Source organism: Streptomyces sp. Go-475 (genome assembly GCF_003330845.1).
In the GTDB taxonomy this organism is placed as follows: domain Bacteria; phylum Actinomycetota; class Actinomycetes; order Streptomycetales; family Streptomycetaceae; genus Streptomyces.
In genome coordinates this window covers 3,005,532-3,022,068 of record NZ_CP026121.1, presented here as the reverse complement: position 1 = coordinate 3,022,068, position 16,537 = coordinate 3,005,532, and the positions used below count along the sequence as shown (strand labels likewise).

General features: G+C 71.0%; 19 protein-coding genes and 1 pseudogene. 8 read left to right on the top strand and 12 right to left on the bottom strand.

Features of this window, described 5'->3' with window-relative positions:
• Positions 1–53: 53 nt before the first annotated feature.
• From C1703_RS13795 to C1703_RS13785, 3 genes are all read right to left on the bottom strand, one after another.
• Positions 54–368: a pore-forming ESAT-6 family protein gene (locus C1703_RS13795; RefSeq protein ID WP_031114159.1), complete on the bottom strand. Its 315-nt coding sequence runs from the start codon at positions 366–368 to the stop codon at positions 54–56.
• Between the two features lie 63 nt (positions 369–431).
• Positions 432–758: a hypothetical protein gene (locus C1703_RS13790; RefSeq protein WP_010046599.1), complete on the bottom strand. Its 327-nt coding sequence runs from the start codon at positions 756–758 to the stop codon at positions 432–434.
• Positions 759–858: 100 nt separating this feature from the next.
• Positions 859–1,806, bottom strand: a complete 948-nt coding sequence (locus C1703_RS13785; RefSeq protein WP_114252751.1) for a GNAT family N-acetyltransferase — start codon at positions 1,804–1,806, stop codon at positions 859–861.
• A 147-nt stretch (positions 1,807–1,953) separates the two neighbouring features.
• On the opposite strand from C1703_RS13785, the gene C1703_RS13780 reads away from it, so the two are divergent.
• Together C1703_RS13780 and C1703_RS13775 are read left to right on the top strand one after the other, a co-directional pair.
• Positions 1,954–2,367, top strand: a complete 414-nt coding sequence (locus tag C1703_RS13780; RefSeq protein ID WP_114252749.1) for a cytidine deaminase — start codon at positions 1,954–1,956, stop codon at positions 2,365–2,367.
• An 8-nt stretch (positions 2,368–2,375) separates the two neighbouring features.
• On the top strand, positions 2,376–2,906 hold the full coding sequence (locus C1703_RS13775) for a GNAT family N-acetyltransferase (protein WP_114257409.1): 531 nt from the start codon (positions 2,376–2,378) through the stop codon (positions 2,904–2,906).
• Here C1703_RS13775 and C1703_RS13770 read toward each other — a convergent pair.
• From C1703_RS13770 to C1703_RS13745, 6 genes are all read right to left on the bottom strand, one after another.
• A complete protein-coding gene (locus tag C1703_RS13770; RefSeq protein ID WP_114252747.1) occupies positions 2,860–3,372 on the bottom strand; it encodes a hypothetical protein in 513 nt (170 codons plus the stop codon). The genes C1703_RS13775 and C1703_RS13770 overlap by 47 nt on opposite strands.
• 227 nt (positions 3,373–3,599) lie before the next feature.
• A complete protein-coding gene (gene rbsD, locus C1703_RS13765; protein ID WP_114252745.1) occupies positions 3,600–3,989 on the bottom strand; it encodes a D-ribose pyranase in 390 nt (129 codons plus the stop codon).
• Positions 3,989–4,975 carry a ribokinase gene (locus C1703_RS13760; protein WP_114252743.1) on the bottom strand — a complete coding sequence of 329 codons (987 nt, stop codon included), beginning with the start codon at positions 4,973–4,975 and terminating at the stop codon, positions 3,989–3,991. The genes rbsD and C1703_RS13760 overlap by 1 nt, the downstream gene beginning before the upstream one ends.
• 73 nt (positions 4,976–5,048) lie before the next feature.
• Positions 5,049–7,001 (bottom strand): substrate-binding domain-containing protein, encoded by a 1,953-nt coding sequence (locus C1703_RS13755; protein ID WP_114252741.1) that lies wholly within the window; start codon positions 6,999–7,001, stop codon positions 5,049–5,051.
• Positions 6,991–8,511 (bottom strand): sugar ABC transporter ATP-binding protein, encoded by a 1,521-nt coding sequence (locus C1703_RS13750; protein ID WP_114252739.1) that lies wholly within the window; start codon positions 8,509–8,511, stop codon positions 6,991–6,993. Before C1703_RS13750 ends, C1703_RS13755 begins: the two co-directional genes overlap by 11 nt.
• Positions 8,508–9,527, bottom strand: a complete 1,020-nt coding sequence (locus C1703_RS13745; RefSeq protein ID WP_114252737.1) for a LacI family DNA-binding transcriptional regulator — start codon at positions 9,525–9,527, stop codon at positions 8,508–8,510. The genes C1703_RS13750 and C1703_RS13745 overlap by 4 nt, the downstream gene beginning before the upstream one ends.
• Before the next feature lie 215 nt (positions 9,528–9,742).
• Here C1703_RS13745 and C1703_RS13740 point away from each other — a divergent pair, with 215 nt between their 5' ends.
• A complete protein-coding gene (locus tag C1703_RS13740) occupies positions 9,743–10,108 on the top strand; it encodes a hypothetical protein (RefSeq protein ID WP_114252735.1) in 366 nt (121 codons plus the stop codon).
• A gap of 254 nt (positions 10,109–10,362) precedes the next feature.
• Entirely contained in the window at positions 10,363–11,010 is a 648-nt protein-coding gene (locus C1703_RS13735; RefSeq protein WP_114252733.1) for a dihydrofolate reductase family protein, read from the top strand.
• A gap of 20 nt (positions 11,011–11,030) precedes the next feature.
• Here the strand turns inward: C1703_RS13735 and C1703_RS13730 are convergent, their stop codons facing one another.
• A complete protein-coding gene (locus C1703_RS13730; RefSeq protein ID WP_114252731.1) occupies positions 11,031–11,834 on the bottom strand; it encodes an MBL fold metallo-hydrolase in 804 nt (267 codons plus the stop codon).
• 87 nt (positions 11,835–11,921) lie between these two features.
• On the opposite strand from C1703_RS13730, the gene C1703_RS13725 reads away from it, so the two are divergent.
• On the top strand, positions 11,922–12,515 hold the full coding sequence (locus C1703_RS13725; RefSeq protein ID WP_114252729.1) for a CGNR zinc finger domain-containing protein: 594 nt from the start codon (positions 11,922–11,924) through the stop codon (positions 12,513–12,515).
• Between the two features lie 66 nt (positions 12,516–12,581).
• On the opposite strand, the gene C1703_RS13720 is transcribed toward C1703_RS13725, so the two are convergent.
• Entirely contained in the window at positions 12,582–12,953 is a 372-nt protein-coding gene (locus C1703_RS13720; RefSeq protein ID WP_232840474.1) for a hypothetical protein, read from the bottom strand.
• A gap of 101 nt (positions 12,954–13,054) precedes the next feature.
• Here C1703_RS13720 and C1703_RS40295 point away from each other — a divergent pair.
• Together C1703_RS40295 and C1703_RS13715 are read left to right on the top strand one after the other, a co-directional pair.
• A pseudogene (locus C1703_RS40295) lies at positions 13,055–13,138 on the top strand (transcriptional regulator); the annotation flags it as partial.
• Between the two features lie 77 nt (positions 13,139–13,215).
• A complete protein-coding gene (locus C1703_RS13715; protein WP_114252727.1) occupies positions 13,216–13,419 on the top strand; it encodes a DUF397 domain-containing protein in 204 nt (67 codons plus the stop codon).
• Here C1703_RS13715 and C1703_RS38935 read toward each other — a convergent pair.
• Positions 13,397–13,567 carry a hypothetical protein gene (locus C1703_RS38935; protein WP_157993107.1) on the bottom strand — a complete coding sequence of 57 codons (171 nt, stop codon included), beginning with the start codon at positions 13,565–13,567 and terminating at the stop codon, positions 13,397–13,399. The two genes, C1703_RS13715 and C1703_RS38935, sit on opposite strands and share 23 nt — an antisense overlap.
• Before the next feature lie 536 nt (positions 13,568–14,103).
• On the opposite strand from C1703_RS38935, the gene C1703_RS13710 reads away from it, so the two are divergent.
• Positions 14,104–16,386 carry an ATP-dependent RecD-like DNA helicase gene (locus tag C1703_RS13710; RefSeq protein ID WP_114252725.1) on the top strand — a complete coding sequence of 761 codons (2,283 nt, stop codon included), beginning with the start codon at positions 14,104–14,106 and terminating at the stop codon, positions 16,384–16,386.
• The last annotated feature ends 151 nt before the right edge of the window (positions 16,387–16,537 follow it).

Below are 16,537 nucleotides of genomic sequence, written 5' to 3'. Positions count from 1 at the left end.
CCGTCACCAACCATCAACGAACCACACCGAAAGGACCAGCAACTACGGCAGACTCAGCCGATGTTGTCGACCGCCGCCTTCGCGCGCTGAATCGTCGACTGCGCCGTGCCGTCGTTCTTCTCCAGCGTCGTCTTCAGCAGATGAATAATGTTCTTCACCTCTTGCGAGGCGTTGTTCCACCGCTGTTCCTTGCCGTGGTACTCATCCGCCACACCATCCGCCGTGAAATCGGCCATCGCCGCCTTCACCTGCTTGTCACGCTCGGTGATCAGCGACTCCAGACGGCCGATCACCCCCTGGATGTTCGACTGCGCATCCGCCGACGCACCCGTGTCATACGACCGGCGATCCGAACCCGCACCCGCCATCACACACCACTCCCCGAGAAAACAGCCAAGCTGAAAGGACCCTGACGACGACGTCCGCGGAACTCAGCGGAAACGCGCGGCGTCGAAGTTCGCCGCCGACATCTGCTGACGCGCGTTGTCGCCCTGCTCCTGGTCACCCGAGGAGAACGCCGAGTCCATCCCGGACTGACCGCCCAGGATCGCCGACAGCGACGAGTTCAGATCCGACGCGATACGGTCCGCCCGCGCCTTGAACTGGTCGAACATCACACGACCCGAACCGTTGAACTTCCCCTCCAGCGGCTGCGCCGCCGCCACCAACTGCCGGACCAGACCACCCAGATCATCCGTCGAACCACGCGTGTCACGCTGCAACGTCGACAGCGTCTGCGCACCCATGTCGAACTTCATCGCGCTAACTCGCCTCCCCCGGCCACCGATTGGTCGGTGATGAACGTTTCTACCTACACCATGTTCACAGTTTGCGATCACAGTCGCAACAGCCTCACCGTCACAGCCCTGCCACAGCGTCCCCCTCGTCGTCGAGGGCCTTGCTGAAGACCGTCGAGCCTTGCGCGACCGTCATGCCCACCCGCTCGTACAGCGTCAGGGCGCCGGTCGCCGAGTGGGTCCACAGAGCGCACGAGCGCCGGCCGCGCAGCCAGAAACCGTGGAACGCCTCCCGCAGGAGTGAGCGGGCGATGCCGCGGTCGCGGTGGTCACGGCGTACCGCGACGCGGTCGATGCAGCCCTCGTCGGAGTCCGGCACGTACAGCGACAGGACCGCGCCTACCATCCGGCCGTCGGCGAACGCCACGGGTGACAGGGCCGGTGCGAACGTGGGGCGTTCGACCGTCAGGCGGGCCCACTCCTCGTAGCCCTTGCGGCGCTGCTGCCATTCGTCGAAGGCGTCTTCGGTGAGCCGGTGCGCCGCCCGCTCGTCACCGGGGCCGAACGGTCGCACCATGATGCCGGGCGGTGCGTCGGGGACCTCGGGTTCGCCGGGCATCTCGATCCGCAGCAGCCACTGGGTGATGTACGGCTGGTACCGGCGGGAGAGCAGCAGCGTGGCGGCCGTCCGGTCGCCGTCGGGGAGCGTCTGGACCAGCCGTGCGCTGCCCGCCCGGCGGGCACGTGCCTCGGCCCAGGTGAGCAGCGCGCTGCCCAGCCCCTTCCCCCGATGGCGGGGGTGGACGTCGATCATGCTGCGGCGGCCTCCGTGCACCCAGGCCCAGCCGGCCGGTGCTCCACCGGCGTCGTGCACGAGCAGCGTGTCGAACTCCGGGTCCAGGCCGGGCCGTGCCAGGTCGGCGGCGATGCCGTCGGCTGCCGTGTCGACGCGCCCGTGCAGGTCGCGCTCGCAGGTGGCGACGAGGTGGTGGATCGCGGGGACGTCGGTGAGGGTCGCCGGTCGGCTGCGGTGGCCCGGCGGGAGCCGCAGTCGTGGAGGAGCGGACATGCACCGGATCCTGCGCCGATCTCGCTCGTGCTGTCGACCGGCTTTCCCGTCTTCGGCCCCGTCGTGACTCGCCGATTTCCGGTTGCACGAACCCGGCCGCCCGGGTCAACGTCCCCTTGACTCCGACGAAAGACGAAAGCAGAGCCGATGACCACGCAGACCCTCCCCGTCGACCATGAGCTCGTCCGGGCCGCGGCGGACGTCGCCCGCGCGCGGTGTCGGGGCGAGAGGCACACCGTGGCCGCCGCGGGGCGTGCCCCGGGCGGGCGGATCGTGACCGCGGTGAACGTCTACCACTTCACCGGAGGGCCCTGCGCCGAGCTGACGCTCATCGGCGTGGCGGCCGCCCAGGGGGTGTACGAGCTGGACACCGTCGTCGCCGTGGGCGACCGCGGCCGGGGGGTCGTGCCCCCGTGCGGGCGGTGCCGGCAGGTTCTTCTCGACTGCTTTCCCGCCGTCGAAGTCATCGTTGGCACATGCGACGATGTCCGGGCCGTCCCCGTCGCGGACCTGCTGCCCGAGAGCTACGTCTGGGCCGATCAGTTGGCCGGTGCCGAGTGAGCCCCGCCCTGCCCCCGACCCTGCGCACCCCCCGCCTCCTCCTCACCCCCTACACCCCGGACGACGAGGACGACTTCGTCGCCCTGTTCCAGGACACCCGGGTGTCCCGGTGGATGGGGGACGGCACCGCGTCCGAGGCCGAGGACCGGGCCCTGTTCGGGCGGGTCTTCAGCACGGTGTACGCGCGGGAGCTGTTCGACGTGTGGGCGGTCCGGCGTGACAGGCGGCTGGTCGGGCACGCGGAGATCAAGCGGACCGAGGAAGTCGACGGACACGAGATCATCTACGCCCTCGCCCCCGAGGCCTGGGGCGGCGGGCTAGGGACGGAGCTGGCGCGGGCGCTCGTGGCGTACGGCTTCGAGACCCTGGGGCTCACCGAGGTGCACGCCACCGTGGACGCGCGGAACGAGCCGTCGCTGCGGCTGCTGGGCCGGCTCGGGTTCGCGCACGTCCGGGACATCGTGGAGGACGACGGCGAGGTCACCCGCGTGCTCACAGCCTGCCGAACACCACACTCCGCCACGTCCAGCCCGACGTGAGGACGATGTCCCGCAGAGGATCGCGCAGTTCGGCGCTGTCGAAGCGGAACGTCTCCGTGGCTTCGAGGCGGCCGCTCTCCCCGCGACCGAGGGTGTAGTGGCGGGTGACGGTCCGGTCCGGCCCACGCGTGTACTGCCGGGAGATGCTCAGCCTCGGCGGGTTCCCGACCCGGGTGACCTCCCGCCCCTCCTCGACGACGCGCACCTCGTGCTCGGCCTCCACGAAGCGCATCCGGAACCGGACGGCACGGCTGAGCTGGGAACGGACGAAGAGGTTCTGCCAGGCGGGCTCGGCCAGCCGCCACTCCGCCACCACGTCGGCGCCCTCCGCGGCCCCGACGAGCACGGCATACGGCACGTCGGGCCCGTTGAGAGCGAGCAGGGCCGCCCGCACCTCCTCGACCGGGCGCGGAACGACACCGTCGTCGGGATGTTGGGTTCCGGTCAGCTTGTCGAAGAGGCCCATTCCGTCAACCTAGGGCACCTGCTCCGGCACCGGCGCGGGGATCCGTAAGGGTCCGGCAAGAATTTCTTACTCGGCCGTGCAACCCTTCCCGTCCTTTGGCAGTCGTACTTGGTGTCAGGACTTCTGGAGGGGGATCCGGGGGGATCGCGGGGGATCCTGACGGGAGGGGAAAGCCGAGGGGCCCGGTCGACGGATCGGGCCCCTCGAAACATCTCGGTGGACGGCGGTCAGAAGAAGACGCCGCAGCGCAGCAGGACGTTGGCGTACGGCCGTGCCTCGCCGGTGCGGACGATCAGCCGGGCGTCCGCCGACAGTTCCTTGAGCCGCTCGTGCGGGACGAAGTCCAGTGCGGGGAAGTGCCCGTGCAGCAGTTTCGAGGCCTCCGGATTCGCCCGCCGTACCTCCTCGGCCGCCGTCGCCCCCTCGACCACCAGCTCGGCCAGCAGCCCTTCCAGGACCTCCGCGAACGCCGGCACCCCGGCCCGGAAGGCCAGGTCCACCACCCGGGGGCCGTCGGGGATGGGCATGCCCGCGTCGCAGACGAGGACCCCGTCGCCGTGGCCGAGTTCGGCCAGCGCTCCGGCGAGGTGACGGTTGAGTATTCCGGCCTTCTTCATCAGGCCCCACCCCGCTCGCCGGATGCGGAGTCGCTGTCCGACCTGCGGCCGGGGGTCCGGGGGTTGTCTCCCGGGTCAGCACAGCACAGCTCAGCGACCTCCTCCGCCGTAGGGAAGGACGCCTGCGCGCCCTCCTTGGTCACCGTCGCCGCACCGACCCGCGCCGCGTACGCCGCCGCCTCCGCCAGGGACTCGCCCGCCCCCAGCCGGTAGGCCAGCGCGGCGGTGAACGCGTCGCCCGCGCCCGTCGTGTCCACCGCCCGCACCTTGACCGACGCCACCCGGGAGACGCCCTCCGCCGACGCCGCCAGCGCGCCTTCCGAGCCCAGCGTCACCACCACCGACCGCGGGCCCTTCGCGAGCAGGATCCGCGCCCAGTCCTCGGGGGTGTCCCCGACGGCCGAGTCGCCCAGGATCACCTTCGCCTCGTGCTCGTTGACGATGAGCGGGTCGCAGGCCGCCAGCACCTCCGCGGGGAGGGGGCGCGGCGGGGAGGGGTTCAGCACGAAGCGGCTGTCCGGCGCAAGGTTCCGTACGACCTCCACCACCGTCTCCAGCGGGATCTCCAACTGCGTCGAGACCACCTTGGAGCTCTGGAACAGACACCCGGCGGCGCTCACGTCCCCGGGGGTCAGCCGGCCGTTCGCGCCCGGCGAGACGACGATGCTGTTGTCCCCGGACGGGTCGACCGTGATCAGCGCGACGCCGGTCGGCGCGTCGCCCACCAGGACGCCCACCGTGTCGACGCCGGCCTCCCGCTGCGAGTCCAGCAGCAGCCGGCCGTGGTCGTCGTCGCCGACCCGGGCCAGCAGTGCCGTACGGGCGCCGAGCCGGGCGGCGGCGACCGCCTGGTTCGCGCCCTTGCCGCCCGGGTGGACGGCCAGGTCGGAGCCGAGCACGGTCTCGCCGGCTCCGGGCCGGCGCTCCACTCCGATCACCAGGTCGGCGTTGGCCGACCCCACGACCAGGAGGTCGTAGTCGTACATGAGTTGTCTCCCCACGTGAGTGACATGGACGGGCGGTCCCACCAGCCGTGCGACCGCCCGCCGTTCCCCGATGTCAGCCGCTGAAGCCGGCCACGTTCTCCTTCGTGACCACCTTCACCGGCACCTTCACCGTCTCCTCGACCTTCTTGCCCTGGAGCGCCTTCAGGGCGTTGTCCACGGCGATCTTCCCGAGCTGGGTCGGCTGCTGCGCCACGGAGGCGTACAGCGTGCCGCCCTCGACCGCCTTCAGTCCGTCAGGCGTGCCGTCGAAGCCCACGACCGAGACCGACTTGCCGGCCTTGGAGCCCAGCGCCTTGATCGCGCCGAGGGCCATCTCGTCGTTGGCGGCGATGACGCCCTGGACGTCCGGGTGGGCCTGGAGCAGGTTCGACATCACGTCGAGGCCCTTGGTGCGGTCGAAGTCGGCGGGCTGCTGGGCCACGACCTGGATGCCCGGGTAGGCCTTCAGGCCGTTCGCGAAGCCCTGCGCACGCTCCCGGGCCGCGGACGTGCCCGCCTGGCCCTGCAGGATCACGATCTTGCCCTTGCCGCCCAGCTTCTCGGCGATGGACTTGGCCGCCAGCTCACCGCCGGCCACGTTGTCGGAGGCGACCAGGGTGTCCACCGCCGCGTTGTTGACGGTCCGGTCCACGGCGACGACCGGGATCTTCGCCTTGTCGGCGGCCTTCACCGAGTTGCTCGCGGCGTCCGAGTCCACGGGGTTGACGATGATCGCGCCCAGGTTGGAACTGGTGAAGTTCTGCAGCTGGTTGGCCTGCTGGGAGGCGTCGTTCTGGGCGTCCGTGACGGTCAGGTCCACGCCCAGCCGCTTCGCCTCGGCCTGGGCGCCCGCCCGGATCTGCACGAAGAAGGGGTTGTTGAGGGTGGACAGCGACAGGCCCATCTTCGGGGTGGACGCGGCGGAGGAGCCGTTGTGCAGGAAGGACGTGGCGCCGACGATCGCGACGGTGACCACGGCCGCGAGCGCGTACGTCGCCGCCTGCTTGCCCTTGCCGCCAGAAGCACCGGCCACCGGCGTCGCCCCGGCCTTGCGCCGCAGCGTGTCGAACAGCACCGCCAGCGCGATGACGACACCGATGACGACCTGCTGCCAGAACGCGGAGACGTTCAGCAGGTTCAGCCCGTTGCGCAGCACGGCCAGGATCAGCGCGCCGATGAGCGTGCCGGACGCCTTGCCCGTGCCGCCCGCCAGGGAGGCGCCGCCGATGACGACCGCGGCGATCGCGTCCAGCTCGTAGCCGTCGGCGGCCTGGGGCTGCGCGGAGGAGAGGCGGGCGGCGAGGACGACACCGGCGACGGCGGCGAAGACACCCGAGAAGGCGTAGATCGCGAGCTTCTGCTTCTTCACGCGCAGCCCGGAAAGACGCGCGGCCTCCTCGTTGCCGCCGATCGCGTACATGGAGCGGCCGATGTAGGTCCGGCCGAGCACGAACGCGGCGATCAGGCCCATCACGACCATGACCAGGACCGGCACCGGCAGCCAGCCGCCGAGCGTGTCGCCGATGTGCGAGACCGAGTCCGGGAAGGCGATCGGGGAGCCCTCGGAGATGACGAGGGACAGGCCGCGGGCCACGGACAGCATGGCCAGCGTGGCGATGAACGGCGGCAGCTTGCCGTAGGAGATCAGGACGCCGTTGACCAGGCCGCAGACGATGCCGGTCGCTATGGCGAGGAGCACGGCGAGGAAGACCGGGACGCCCGCCGAGGTGGCGCTCCAGGCGAGCACCGTGGCCGACAGCGCGGCGACCGAGCCGACCGACAGGTCGATGCCCGCCGAGACGATCACGAAGGTGACGCCGAAGGCGAGGATGGCGGTCACGGCCGCCTGGACACCGACGTTGAGGAGGTTGTCCGTCGTCAGGAAGTCGCCGGACAGCGCCGACATCGCGATGACGAGGACGATGAGCGCGGTGAGCGCGCCGTTGTCGAGCAGGAGGCGGCGCAGGCCGCCCGAGGCCGAGGCGCCACCCGCGCCCGTCGTGCTCTTGAGCGTGTCAGTGGCCACGGGAGGCCTCCTTGTCGGTGCTGGGGTTGCTTACGGCGAGTGCCATCACGGCGTCCTGGGTCGCCTCGTCGGCGGAGAGTTCACCGGCGATCCGGCCCTGGGCCATCACCAGCACCCGGTCGCTCATGCCGAGCACCTCGGGCAGGTCGCTGGAGATCATCAGGACGGCCGCGCCGGCGGCGGTGAGTTCGTTGATCAACTGGTAGATCTCGACCTTGGCGCCGACGTCGATGCCGCGCGTCGGCTCGTCGAGGATCAGCACCTTGGTGTCGGCGAGCAGCCACTTGCCGATGACGACCTTCTGCTGGTTGCCGCCGGACAGCGTGCGCACGTGCTGGCCGAGGCCCGCCATCCGCACGCCGAGCTGCCCGGCGATCCGCTCGGCGGCCTCGCGCTGGCCCTTGAGGTCGACGAGCCCCGCGCGCGTGGCCGACCGCAGGGTCACCAGCCCGAGGTTCTCCTCCACCGACGCGTCCAGCACCAGGCCCTGGCCCTTGCGGTCCTCGGGGACGAGCCCGATCCCTGCGGTCATCGCCGCGTTGACGTCGTACTTGGCGATCGGGGCGCCGGAGACCTTCACGCTGCCCTTGTCGTACGGGTCGGCCCCGAACACGGCCCGGACGACCTCGGTCCGCCCGGCCCCGACCAGCCCCGCGATGCCGACGACCTCGCCGGCGTGCACCTCGAAGCCGACGTCGTGGAAGACGCCGTCGCGGGTGAGCCCCTCGACGGTCAGCAACGCGGTACCGCGGTCGGCGCGCTCGCGCGGGTACTGCTGCTCGATCGAGCGCCCCACCATGAGCCGGACCAGCTCGTCCTCGGGCGTGGAGGCGGGCACCTGCCCGACGCTCTTCCCGTCGCGCATGACGGTCACCCGGTCCCCGAGGGCGGCGATCTCCTCCAGGTGATGGGTGATGAACACGATCCCGACGCCGTCCTCGCGCAGCGTGCGCACGATCGCGAAGAGCTTCTCGACCTCCTCGGAGGTGAGCACGGCCGTCGGCTCGTCCATGATCAGCACCCGGGCGTCCAGGCTGAGCGCCTTCGCGATCTCGACCATCTGCAGCCGCGCGATGCCGAGTTCGCGGACCCGCGCGCGGGGCGACACGTGTACGCCGACCCGCTTGAGCAGGACCTCGGCGTCGGCCTCCATCCGCTTCCGGTCGATCACGCCGAAGCGGCGCGGCTGCCGCCCCAGGAAGATGTTCTCGGCGACCGTCAGATCGGGTACGAGGTTGAACTCCTGGTAGATGGTGGCGATCCTGAGCCGCTCGGAGTCCTGCGCGCTCTGGATGCGCGTCTCCTCGCCGCCGACCAGGATCCGCCCGGCGTCGGGCGTGTAGGCACCGGAGAGCATCTTGATCAGCGTGCTCTTGCCCGCGCCGTTCTCACCGAGCAGCACGTGCACCTCGCCCCGGCGCAGGGAGAAGTCGACGCCGTCCAGCGCGACCACACCCGGGAAGGTCTTCCGTATGCCCTCGATGCGCAGCAACTCGTCCGCGTCGCTCACGACGTGCTCCTTTGCACTGGGGTGGGGTTCTCGCCGCACGAGCGGCGTACGACGAGCCGGGCGGGGAGGGTGACGGACTCGCCCGGCCGTCCTTCGATGCGGTCGACCAGGGCCCGTACGGCGGCCCGGCCCAGCTCGCCCGTGGGCTGGGCGACCGCCGTGATCGGCGGGTCGGTGTGCACGAACCACGGGATGTCGTCGAACGCGGCCAGCGCGATGTCGTCCGGCACGCGCAGTCCACGCGCGCGTACGGCGTCCAGTGCGCCGAGCGCCATCAGGTTGTCGGCCGCGAAGACGACCTCGGGCGGCTCGGCCAGGCCGAGGAAGCCCTCGGTGACCCGGCGCCCGCTCTCGGCCTGGAAGTCGCCCTGCCCTATGTAGGCGTCGGGGAGTTCCAGCCCGCAGGCGGCGAGCGCCTCCCGGAAGGCCTCCACGCGTTCCCGGCCGGTCGTGGTCGCCGCGGGACCGGCGATGATCGCGAGCCGCCGGTGCCCGAGCCCGTGCAGATGCGTCACGAGGTCCCGTACGGCGGCCCGGCCGTCCGCGCGGACGACGGGCACGTCCACGCCCGGGATCCACCGGTCCACGAACACCATGGGCGTCCCGGCCCGCGCGGCGTCCAGCATCAGCGGCGAGCCGCCGTCCGTGGGGGAGACGAGCAGGCCGTCGATCCGGCGGTCCAGCAGGTTGCGTACGTGGTGGTCCTGGAGGTCGGGCCGCTCGTCGGCGTTGCCGATGATCACGCTGTAGCCGAGCGCGCGGGCCTCCTCCTCGACTGAGCGGGCCAGTTCGGTGAAGTACGGGTTCAGTACGTCGCTGATGACCAGGCCGAGGGTGTGGGTCTGGTCCGTGCGCAACGAGCGGGCGACGGCGTTCGGGCGGTAGCCCAGGACCTCGACGGCGGCCAGCACGCGGGTGCGTGCGTCGGCGCTGACCGACGGGTGGTCGTTCAGGACGCGCGAGACCGTGGCGACGGAGACGCCCGCCTCGGCGGCGACGTCCTTGATGCTCGCCATCGCCGCTCCACCTCCTTGTGGAAACGGGACCCGGTGGACGGGTCCGTGGAATCGATTACATCGACGGGTGGATGGAATCGATTACACGCCGGTAAATCAAGACCCCCTGGACACCTCTTGACCGGATCGTGATGTCGCGGCCGGTCCGGCGGCGGTCCACGCTGGAGGGAGGAGGCCGTTTTCCCCAGGCCCGGCCGGGCCGGAGCGGAGGAGCCATGACAGCGGCGACCCGGAGCGACGTACCCGTCGCCCTCGAAGGCGACGGAGTGGAACTGCGCATCATGCCGATCGGCGGCGGCCTGTCGGTGGGCTACATCACCCTGCCCCAGGGCACGGACATGGGCCCGGCGCTCAAGGGCATGCCCGACGACGCCTGCCAGTGCCCGCACTGGGGCTATCTGCTGAAGGGCCGGATCAGGATGCGCACGGCCGCAGGCGAGGAGGAGTACGTGGCGGGGCAGGCCTACTACTGGGGGCCGGGCCATGTGCCGGTGGCCCTGGAGGACAGCGAGTTCGTGGAGTTCTCGCCGAGTGAGGACTTCCAGCGGGTGATCGACCACGTGGTGGCGCAGGCGGGGTGAGCGGGGAAACCGGCGGGCTCGGGTGAACTGGGGGATCGGCCGGGCTCGGGTGAGCTGGGGGATCGGCCGGGCCGGGTGAGCCGGGGGGACCCGCCGGGCCCGGTGACCCGGGAATGGCCAGGCCCGTTGCCCAGGGAAAGGGCCAGGCCCGTTGCCCCGGGAAATCCGCCAGGCCGGTCGTCGGGCCCGGGCCGATGAGTTTCGCCGGCCCGGGCGGTCTTCCCCTGGCACCGGTCGATCTCAGGAGGAGCGCTGTGTCCCAGCTGTTGCGTGTGCAGAACTTCAACGTCTCGAGTGACGGATTCGGTGCCGGGGAGCACCAGAGCCTGGAGCGGCCGTTCGGCCACGCCGACCCCGGGCAGATGTTCGCCTGGGCCGGTGCGACGGCGAGCTGGCCGAACCGCACCGACCCCGGCGGGAGCCGCGGCCTCGACGACTACCTCACGCGCGACTTCCACCACAACATCGGCGCCGAGATCATGGGCCGCAACAAGTTCAGCCCGCACCGCGGCCCGTGGCAGGACCACGAGTGGAAGGGCTGGTGGGGCGAGGAACCCCCGTTCCACACGCCGGTGTTCGTCATGACCCACTACGAGCGGCCCTCGTTCACCCTCTCCGACACCACGTTCCACTTCGTCGGGGGCGACCCGGCCGAGGTCCTGGAGCGGGCGCGCGAGGCGGCCGGGGGCAAGGACGTCCGGCTCGGCGGCGGGGCGGCCACCATCCGGGAGTTCCTCGACGCCGACCTGGTGGACACGCTGCACGTGGCGGTCTCGCCCGGCGTGGTCATCGGGTCCGGCTCACGGCTCTGGGAGTCCCCCGAGGAACTGCTCGACCGCTTCCACTGCGATGTGGTGCCGAGTCCGAGCGGGGTGGTCCATCACCTGTTCTGGCGGAAGTGACGTCCGGAAGTGACGTCAGGTCAGGCGCCCTTGCCCCAGTCCAGCCGGTCGGCGAGCCCGGCGGCGGTGAAGGCGGCGGCCAGTTCCTCGCGGCCTTCGGTGAAGTGGGCCCAGCTGTCGTAATGGACGGGGACGACCCGACGGGCACCCAGGATCCCGGCGGCCTCGGCGGCCATCGCGCTGTCCAGGACGAGGACCTGGTTGTCGAAGAGCACGGGGAAGCGGGGAGCCCCGGCGAAGAGGACGGCCGTGTCGACGGGGGCGAAACGGTCGGCGATCGCGCGGACCGCGTCGAGGGAGGCGTTGTCGCCGCTGACGTAGACGGTGGGCAGCCCCTCGCCGGTCAGGACGAAGCCGACGACCTGGCCGGTGACCGGCTCGACCTCCTCGCGGCGGCCGGGGCCGTGCAGCGCGGGGACGCCGGTCACGGTGACCGTGCCGCCGTCGGGCCGGTCCAATTCGACGGACTCCCAGTCGGCGAGGCCCTTGGCCCGCTCTCCCAGGCTCTCGCCCAGGCGCTTGCCGCCGCCGGGCGTGGTCAGGGTCAGGGGTATGCCCGCGAGCAGGGCCCGGCCGCTGGTGTCGAGGTTGTCATCGTGCTCGTCGTGGGAGAGCAGCACGACGTCGACGGGGCCGAGGTCGGCGGGGGTGGCGGCGGAGGGCGCGGTCTTGGTCAGGATCCGCTCGCCGTCGCGGAAGTAGTCGCCGGGAGCGTCGAAGGTCGGGTCGGTCAGGAAGCGCAGACCGCCGTACTCGAAGAGGGCGGTCGGGCCGCCGAAGACGCGGACGGGGAAGCGGTCGGCCGTCACGGGAAGAGAGGACACGGAGACACCTCACGGATAGACGTGGTTGAACCGTGAGAAGACCGTAGCTGCTTCTCACGGATGGAGGCAACCCGTACCATGAGAAGCATGGAGGAGTCCGTGACCGAGCAGCCCGCCCCGCCGCCCGCCCAAGGCGAGCAGGAGCACCCCTCCCTCGCCCTCGCCAACACCGCGATGGCGCTGCCCGGCGGACACACGATCGACCTCCTGGGCACCCCCGCGCAGGCGAACCACTGGCTGACGGAGCGCGGCCTCGCCCCGGTCGACGCCGGTATGCGGGAGATGTGCGCGGCCCAACTGCGCTCGCTGCGCGAACAGATCAGATCGCTGTTCGCCTCCCGCGCCGAAGGGCTGCCCGCCCTCCCCGCAGCCGTCTCGGCCATCAACGACGCGATGACCCGGGTCCCCACCGCCCCGCTGCTGCGCTGGGACGACGAGACCGGCCCCTACCGCACGGCACCCCACCCCACCACCGCGATCGTCGACCTGGCCCTGGCCACGCTCGCCGCCGACGCCGCCGACCTGCTCACCTCCCCCGACGCCGAACGCCTCACCGCCTGCGGCTCCCCGCCCTGCAACCGCTTCCTGCTCCGCCACGGCCGCCGCCAGTGGTGCTCGACCCGTTGCGGCGACCGGGCACGGGCGGCTCGGGCGTACGCGCGCCGCAGCAAGGGGGGCTGACCCACCCGCGGCCGGGACGGCGCTTCGGCCGAGGGCGGAGCGGAGGCGGGGCCTACGCACAACTGATCAGCGGAGAGGGCATGGCGAGGAGGGTGCCGCCGGTGCGCACGGGCCTCGATCACCTCCCGGGTCATGCCCGGGGCCCCGCACGAGCAGTCCCCTTCTGCTCTCCGCGATCCGCTTGACGTCCCGCAGTGACTCGGTCAGCCGTCGGGCCAGATGGTGCAGTTCCACGCTTGTCACCCGGCGCTCCGCGAGGAGTTCGGAGGCATGGCCCAGCAACTCGCCCGCCATGCCGAGTTGAACGCCCTCGATCTCGTCGGCGAGCCGCGAGGCGTAGCCGGTTCCGTCGCCGACGAGGCAGCACGGCCGGCCCTCGGGGATCGCCCACGGCAGCAGCCGCCCGCCCGCGTTGTGGTGATCTGCTCCGTCGCTCATGCGCTGGCCCTCACGCGCAGGTAAGGGCGGACCAGTTGGTTGTCCTCGCCCCGGAGCGGGCGCTCGTCGGGGAGCAGGGCTGCCGGGCAGGCGCGCGAGCCGTGTTCGGTGCCTATCGGCCGAACCGCACCGCGAAGGAACTTGACGAGGCCGTTGTCATCAGAACGCGGCGGGGCCGACTGCTGGACGATCCGTCGAGGCCGGTCGTCTGGACGCTCCTCGACGAAGTCGTCCTCAGGGGCGAGTCGGCGGCCCCCAGGTCATGGCCGAACAGTCGCAGAAGACCGGGGACCTGGCCGAGTCAGGACGGCAGCGGAGGAACACGCGCATGGCCAGCACTCCTGACGTACCTGTCCGCGAAAGCAAGGCCCCCGACAGTCCGGTCCTGCGCCTCTCCCCGCCCTGCTGGACCGCGTTCGTCACCGCCGTGAAGCACGGGCACCTCACCGCCGCAAGCTGTAACTGACCAGCGACGCCCCCACCACCGACCCGAACGCCGGCAGCAGGAACTGCGCGAAGGCCTCCCAGCCCCACACGATCCCCGCGCACGCCGCCGTGATGTTGATGGCCAGGGACAAGATCCACAGGGCGACGCTCTGGGCCTGGGGTGACATCGTTCCTCGTCGTCATTCGGGTCCGGGGAGAAGGAAACGGGCCGAGTCGAATCAGCCCGGCCCCGGGCTCGGAAGGGGGCGGAATTCCGGCTCGGGGATCCGGCTCAAAGGGGGACTGCCAGGGGTGTTCTCGTGCCGCGCCGAAGGACCCGGTGCCACGACCGCGCGGTCCCCGGACAGGCCCGGAGCCACCACGAGCAGCGTCAACGTGCTGACGGCGCACAGGCCGACGAGCAACGCTCCCGCGGTGTACGCGCGTCGAGGGGCCTGGGGGCCAACGGGAGGCATCGGCATCACGGTCGCTCCGGAATCGGGTCCGCCCCCCTGTGATTCACGCCTGGATTCTCCCACGGGAAAGGAGCACAAAAGGGGCAGCTCATATTCTTGAACTGTAAAGCTTCCGGTTTTCCTGTGAATTGGCCGTGAAACCTGAGCCCTTGTCCGCATACTGATCGGTCGCTTTATGCCAGGGCCTGCGGAGGCGTTTCCGGTCCGCGCCCGCCGCCGCTGTCGTACCCGGGCGGTACGGTCGGATCATGACCGATCAGGCGGGGGCCTCCCAGGCGGGCGAGCGGCGACTGGCCACGCTGGAAGGCGTGCTGGAGCGCATCACATACGCCAACGAGGAGAACGGCTACACGGTCGCCCGGGTCGACACCGGCAGAGGCGCGGGCGACCTCCTCACGGTCGTCGGCGCGCTCCTCGGCGCGCAGGTCGGCGAGTCCCTGCGCATGGAGGGCCGCTGGGGCTCCCACCCGCAGTACGGCAAGCAGTTCCACGTGGAGAACTACACGACGGTCCTGCCGGCCACCGTCCAGGGCATCCGCCGCTACCTCGGCTCGGGTCTGGTGAAGGGCATCGGCCCCGTCTTCGCCGACCGCATCACCCAGCACTTCGGCATGGACACCCTGAAGATCATCGAGGAGGAGCCCAAGCGGCTCATCGAGGTCCCCGGCCTCGGCCCCAAGCGGACCAAGAAGATCGCCGACGCATGGGAGGAGCAGAAGGCCATCAAGGAGGTCATGCTCTTCCTCCAGACGGTCGAGGTGTCCACGTCCATCGCCGTGCGCATCTACAAGAAGTACGGCGACGCCTCCATCTCCGTCGTGAAGAACCAGCCCTACCGGCTCGCCGCCGACGTCTGGGGCATCGGCTTCCTCACCGCCGACAAGATCGCCCAGAGCGTGGGCATCCCGCACGACAGCCCGGAGCGGGTCAAGGCGGGCCTGCAGTACGCCCTGTCGCAGGCGACCGACCAGGGCAACTGCTACCTCCCCGAGGAGCGGCTGATCGCGGACGCGGTCAAGCTGCTCCAGGTCGACACCGGGCTCGTCATCGAGTGCCTCGCGGAACTGGCCGAGGTCCCCGAGGACGGCGGCGACCCCGGGGTCGTACGCGAGAAGGTCCCCGGGCCGGACGGCGGCTCGGAGCCGGTCACCGCCGTCTACCTCGTCCCCTTCCACCGCGCCGAACTCTCCCTGTCCGCCCAGCTGCTGCGCCTCCTGCGCACGGAGGAGGACCGCATGCCGGGCTTCCGGGCGGTGGCCTGGGACAAGGCCCTCGGCTGGCTGAAGGGCCGGACGGGCACCGAGCTGGCGCCCGAGCAGGAGGCCGCCGTCAAGCTGGCGCTGACCGAGAAGGTCGCCGTCCTCACCGGCGGCCCCGGCTGCGGCAAGTCCTTCACGGTCCGCTCGATCGTGGAGCTGGCCCGCGCCAGGAAGGCGAAGGTCGTGCTCGCCGCCCCGACCGGCCGGGCCGCCAAGCGCCTGTCCGAGCTCACCGGCGCCGAGGCCTCGACGGTCCACCGGCTGCTGGAGCTGAAGCCCGGCGGTGACGCGGCCTACGACCGGGACCGTCCGCTCGACGCGGACCTGGTGGTGGTCGACGAGGCGTCCATGCTGGACCTGCTCCTCGCCAACAAGCTGGTGAAGGCCGTCCCACCGGGAGCGCACCTGCTGTTCGTGGGGGACGTGGACCAGCTGCCCAGCGTCGGCGCGGGCGAGGTCCTGCGCGACCTGCTGGCCGACGGCAGCCCGATCCCCGCCGTCCGCCTCACCCGGGTCTTCCGGCAGGCCCAGCAGTCGGGCGTAGTGACGAACGCGCACCGGATCAACGCCGGCCAACACCCGCTCACCGACGGCATGAAGGACTTCTTCCTCTTCGTCGAGGACGACACGGAGGCGGCCGGCCGGCTCACCGTGGACGTGGCGGCGCGCCGGATTCCGGCCAAGTTCGGGCTGGACCCCCGCCGGGACGTCCAGGTGCTGGCCCCCATGCACCGGGGCCCGGCGGGCGCGGGCACCCTGAACGGCCTGCTCCAGCAGGCCGTCACCCCGGGCCGCCCCGACGTGCCCGAGAAGAGGTTCGGCGGACGGGTGTTCCGCGTCGGCGACAAGGTCACCCAGATTCGCAACAATTACGAGAAGGGCAAGAACGGGGTCTTCAACGGCACCGTGGGCGTGGTGACCTCGCTCGACCCGGTCGACCAGCGCCTGACGGTGCTGACGGACGAGGACGAGGAGGTTCCGTACGAGTTCGACGAGCTCGACGAGCTGGCCCACGCCTACGCCGTGACGATCCACCGCTCCCAGGGCAGCGAGTACCCGGCGGTGGTCATCCCGGTCACCACGGGCGCCTGGATGATGCTCCAGCGGAACCTGCTCTACACGGCCGTCACCCGGGCCAAGCAGTTGGTCGTCCTCGTCGGTTCCCGCAAGGCGATCGGCCAGGCGGTGCGCACGGTTTCGGCGGGCCGGAGGTGCACGGCACTCGACTTCCGGCTCGGTTCAACGAAAAATGATCGATCAAATGAGTCGTGAAGGTCACAAGCCACTTCCAGAAGGGGAACACAGGGGGCAGGATGAGCAAGTTGGCGGCACTCAGTGCCGTCAGTAGGCCCGATGGTCGACCCCGAGTGCACTCTCCTGAGCCAAGTGGGGGATGGTAGAGACAGTCAGGGCACCTCGAAGA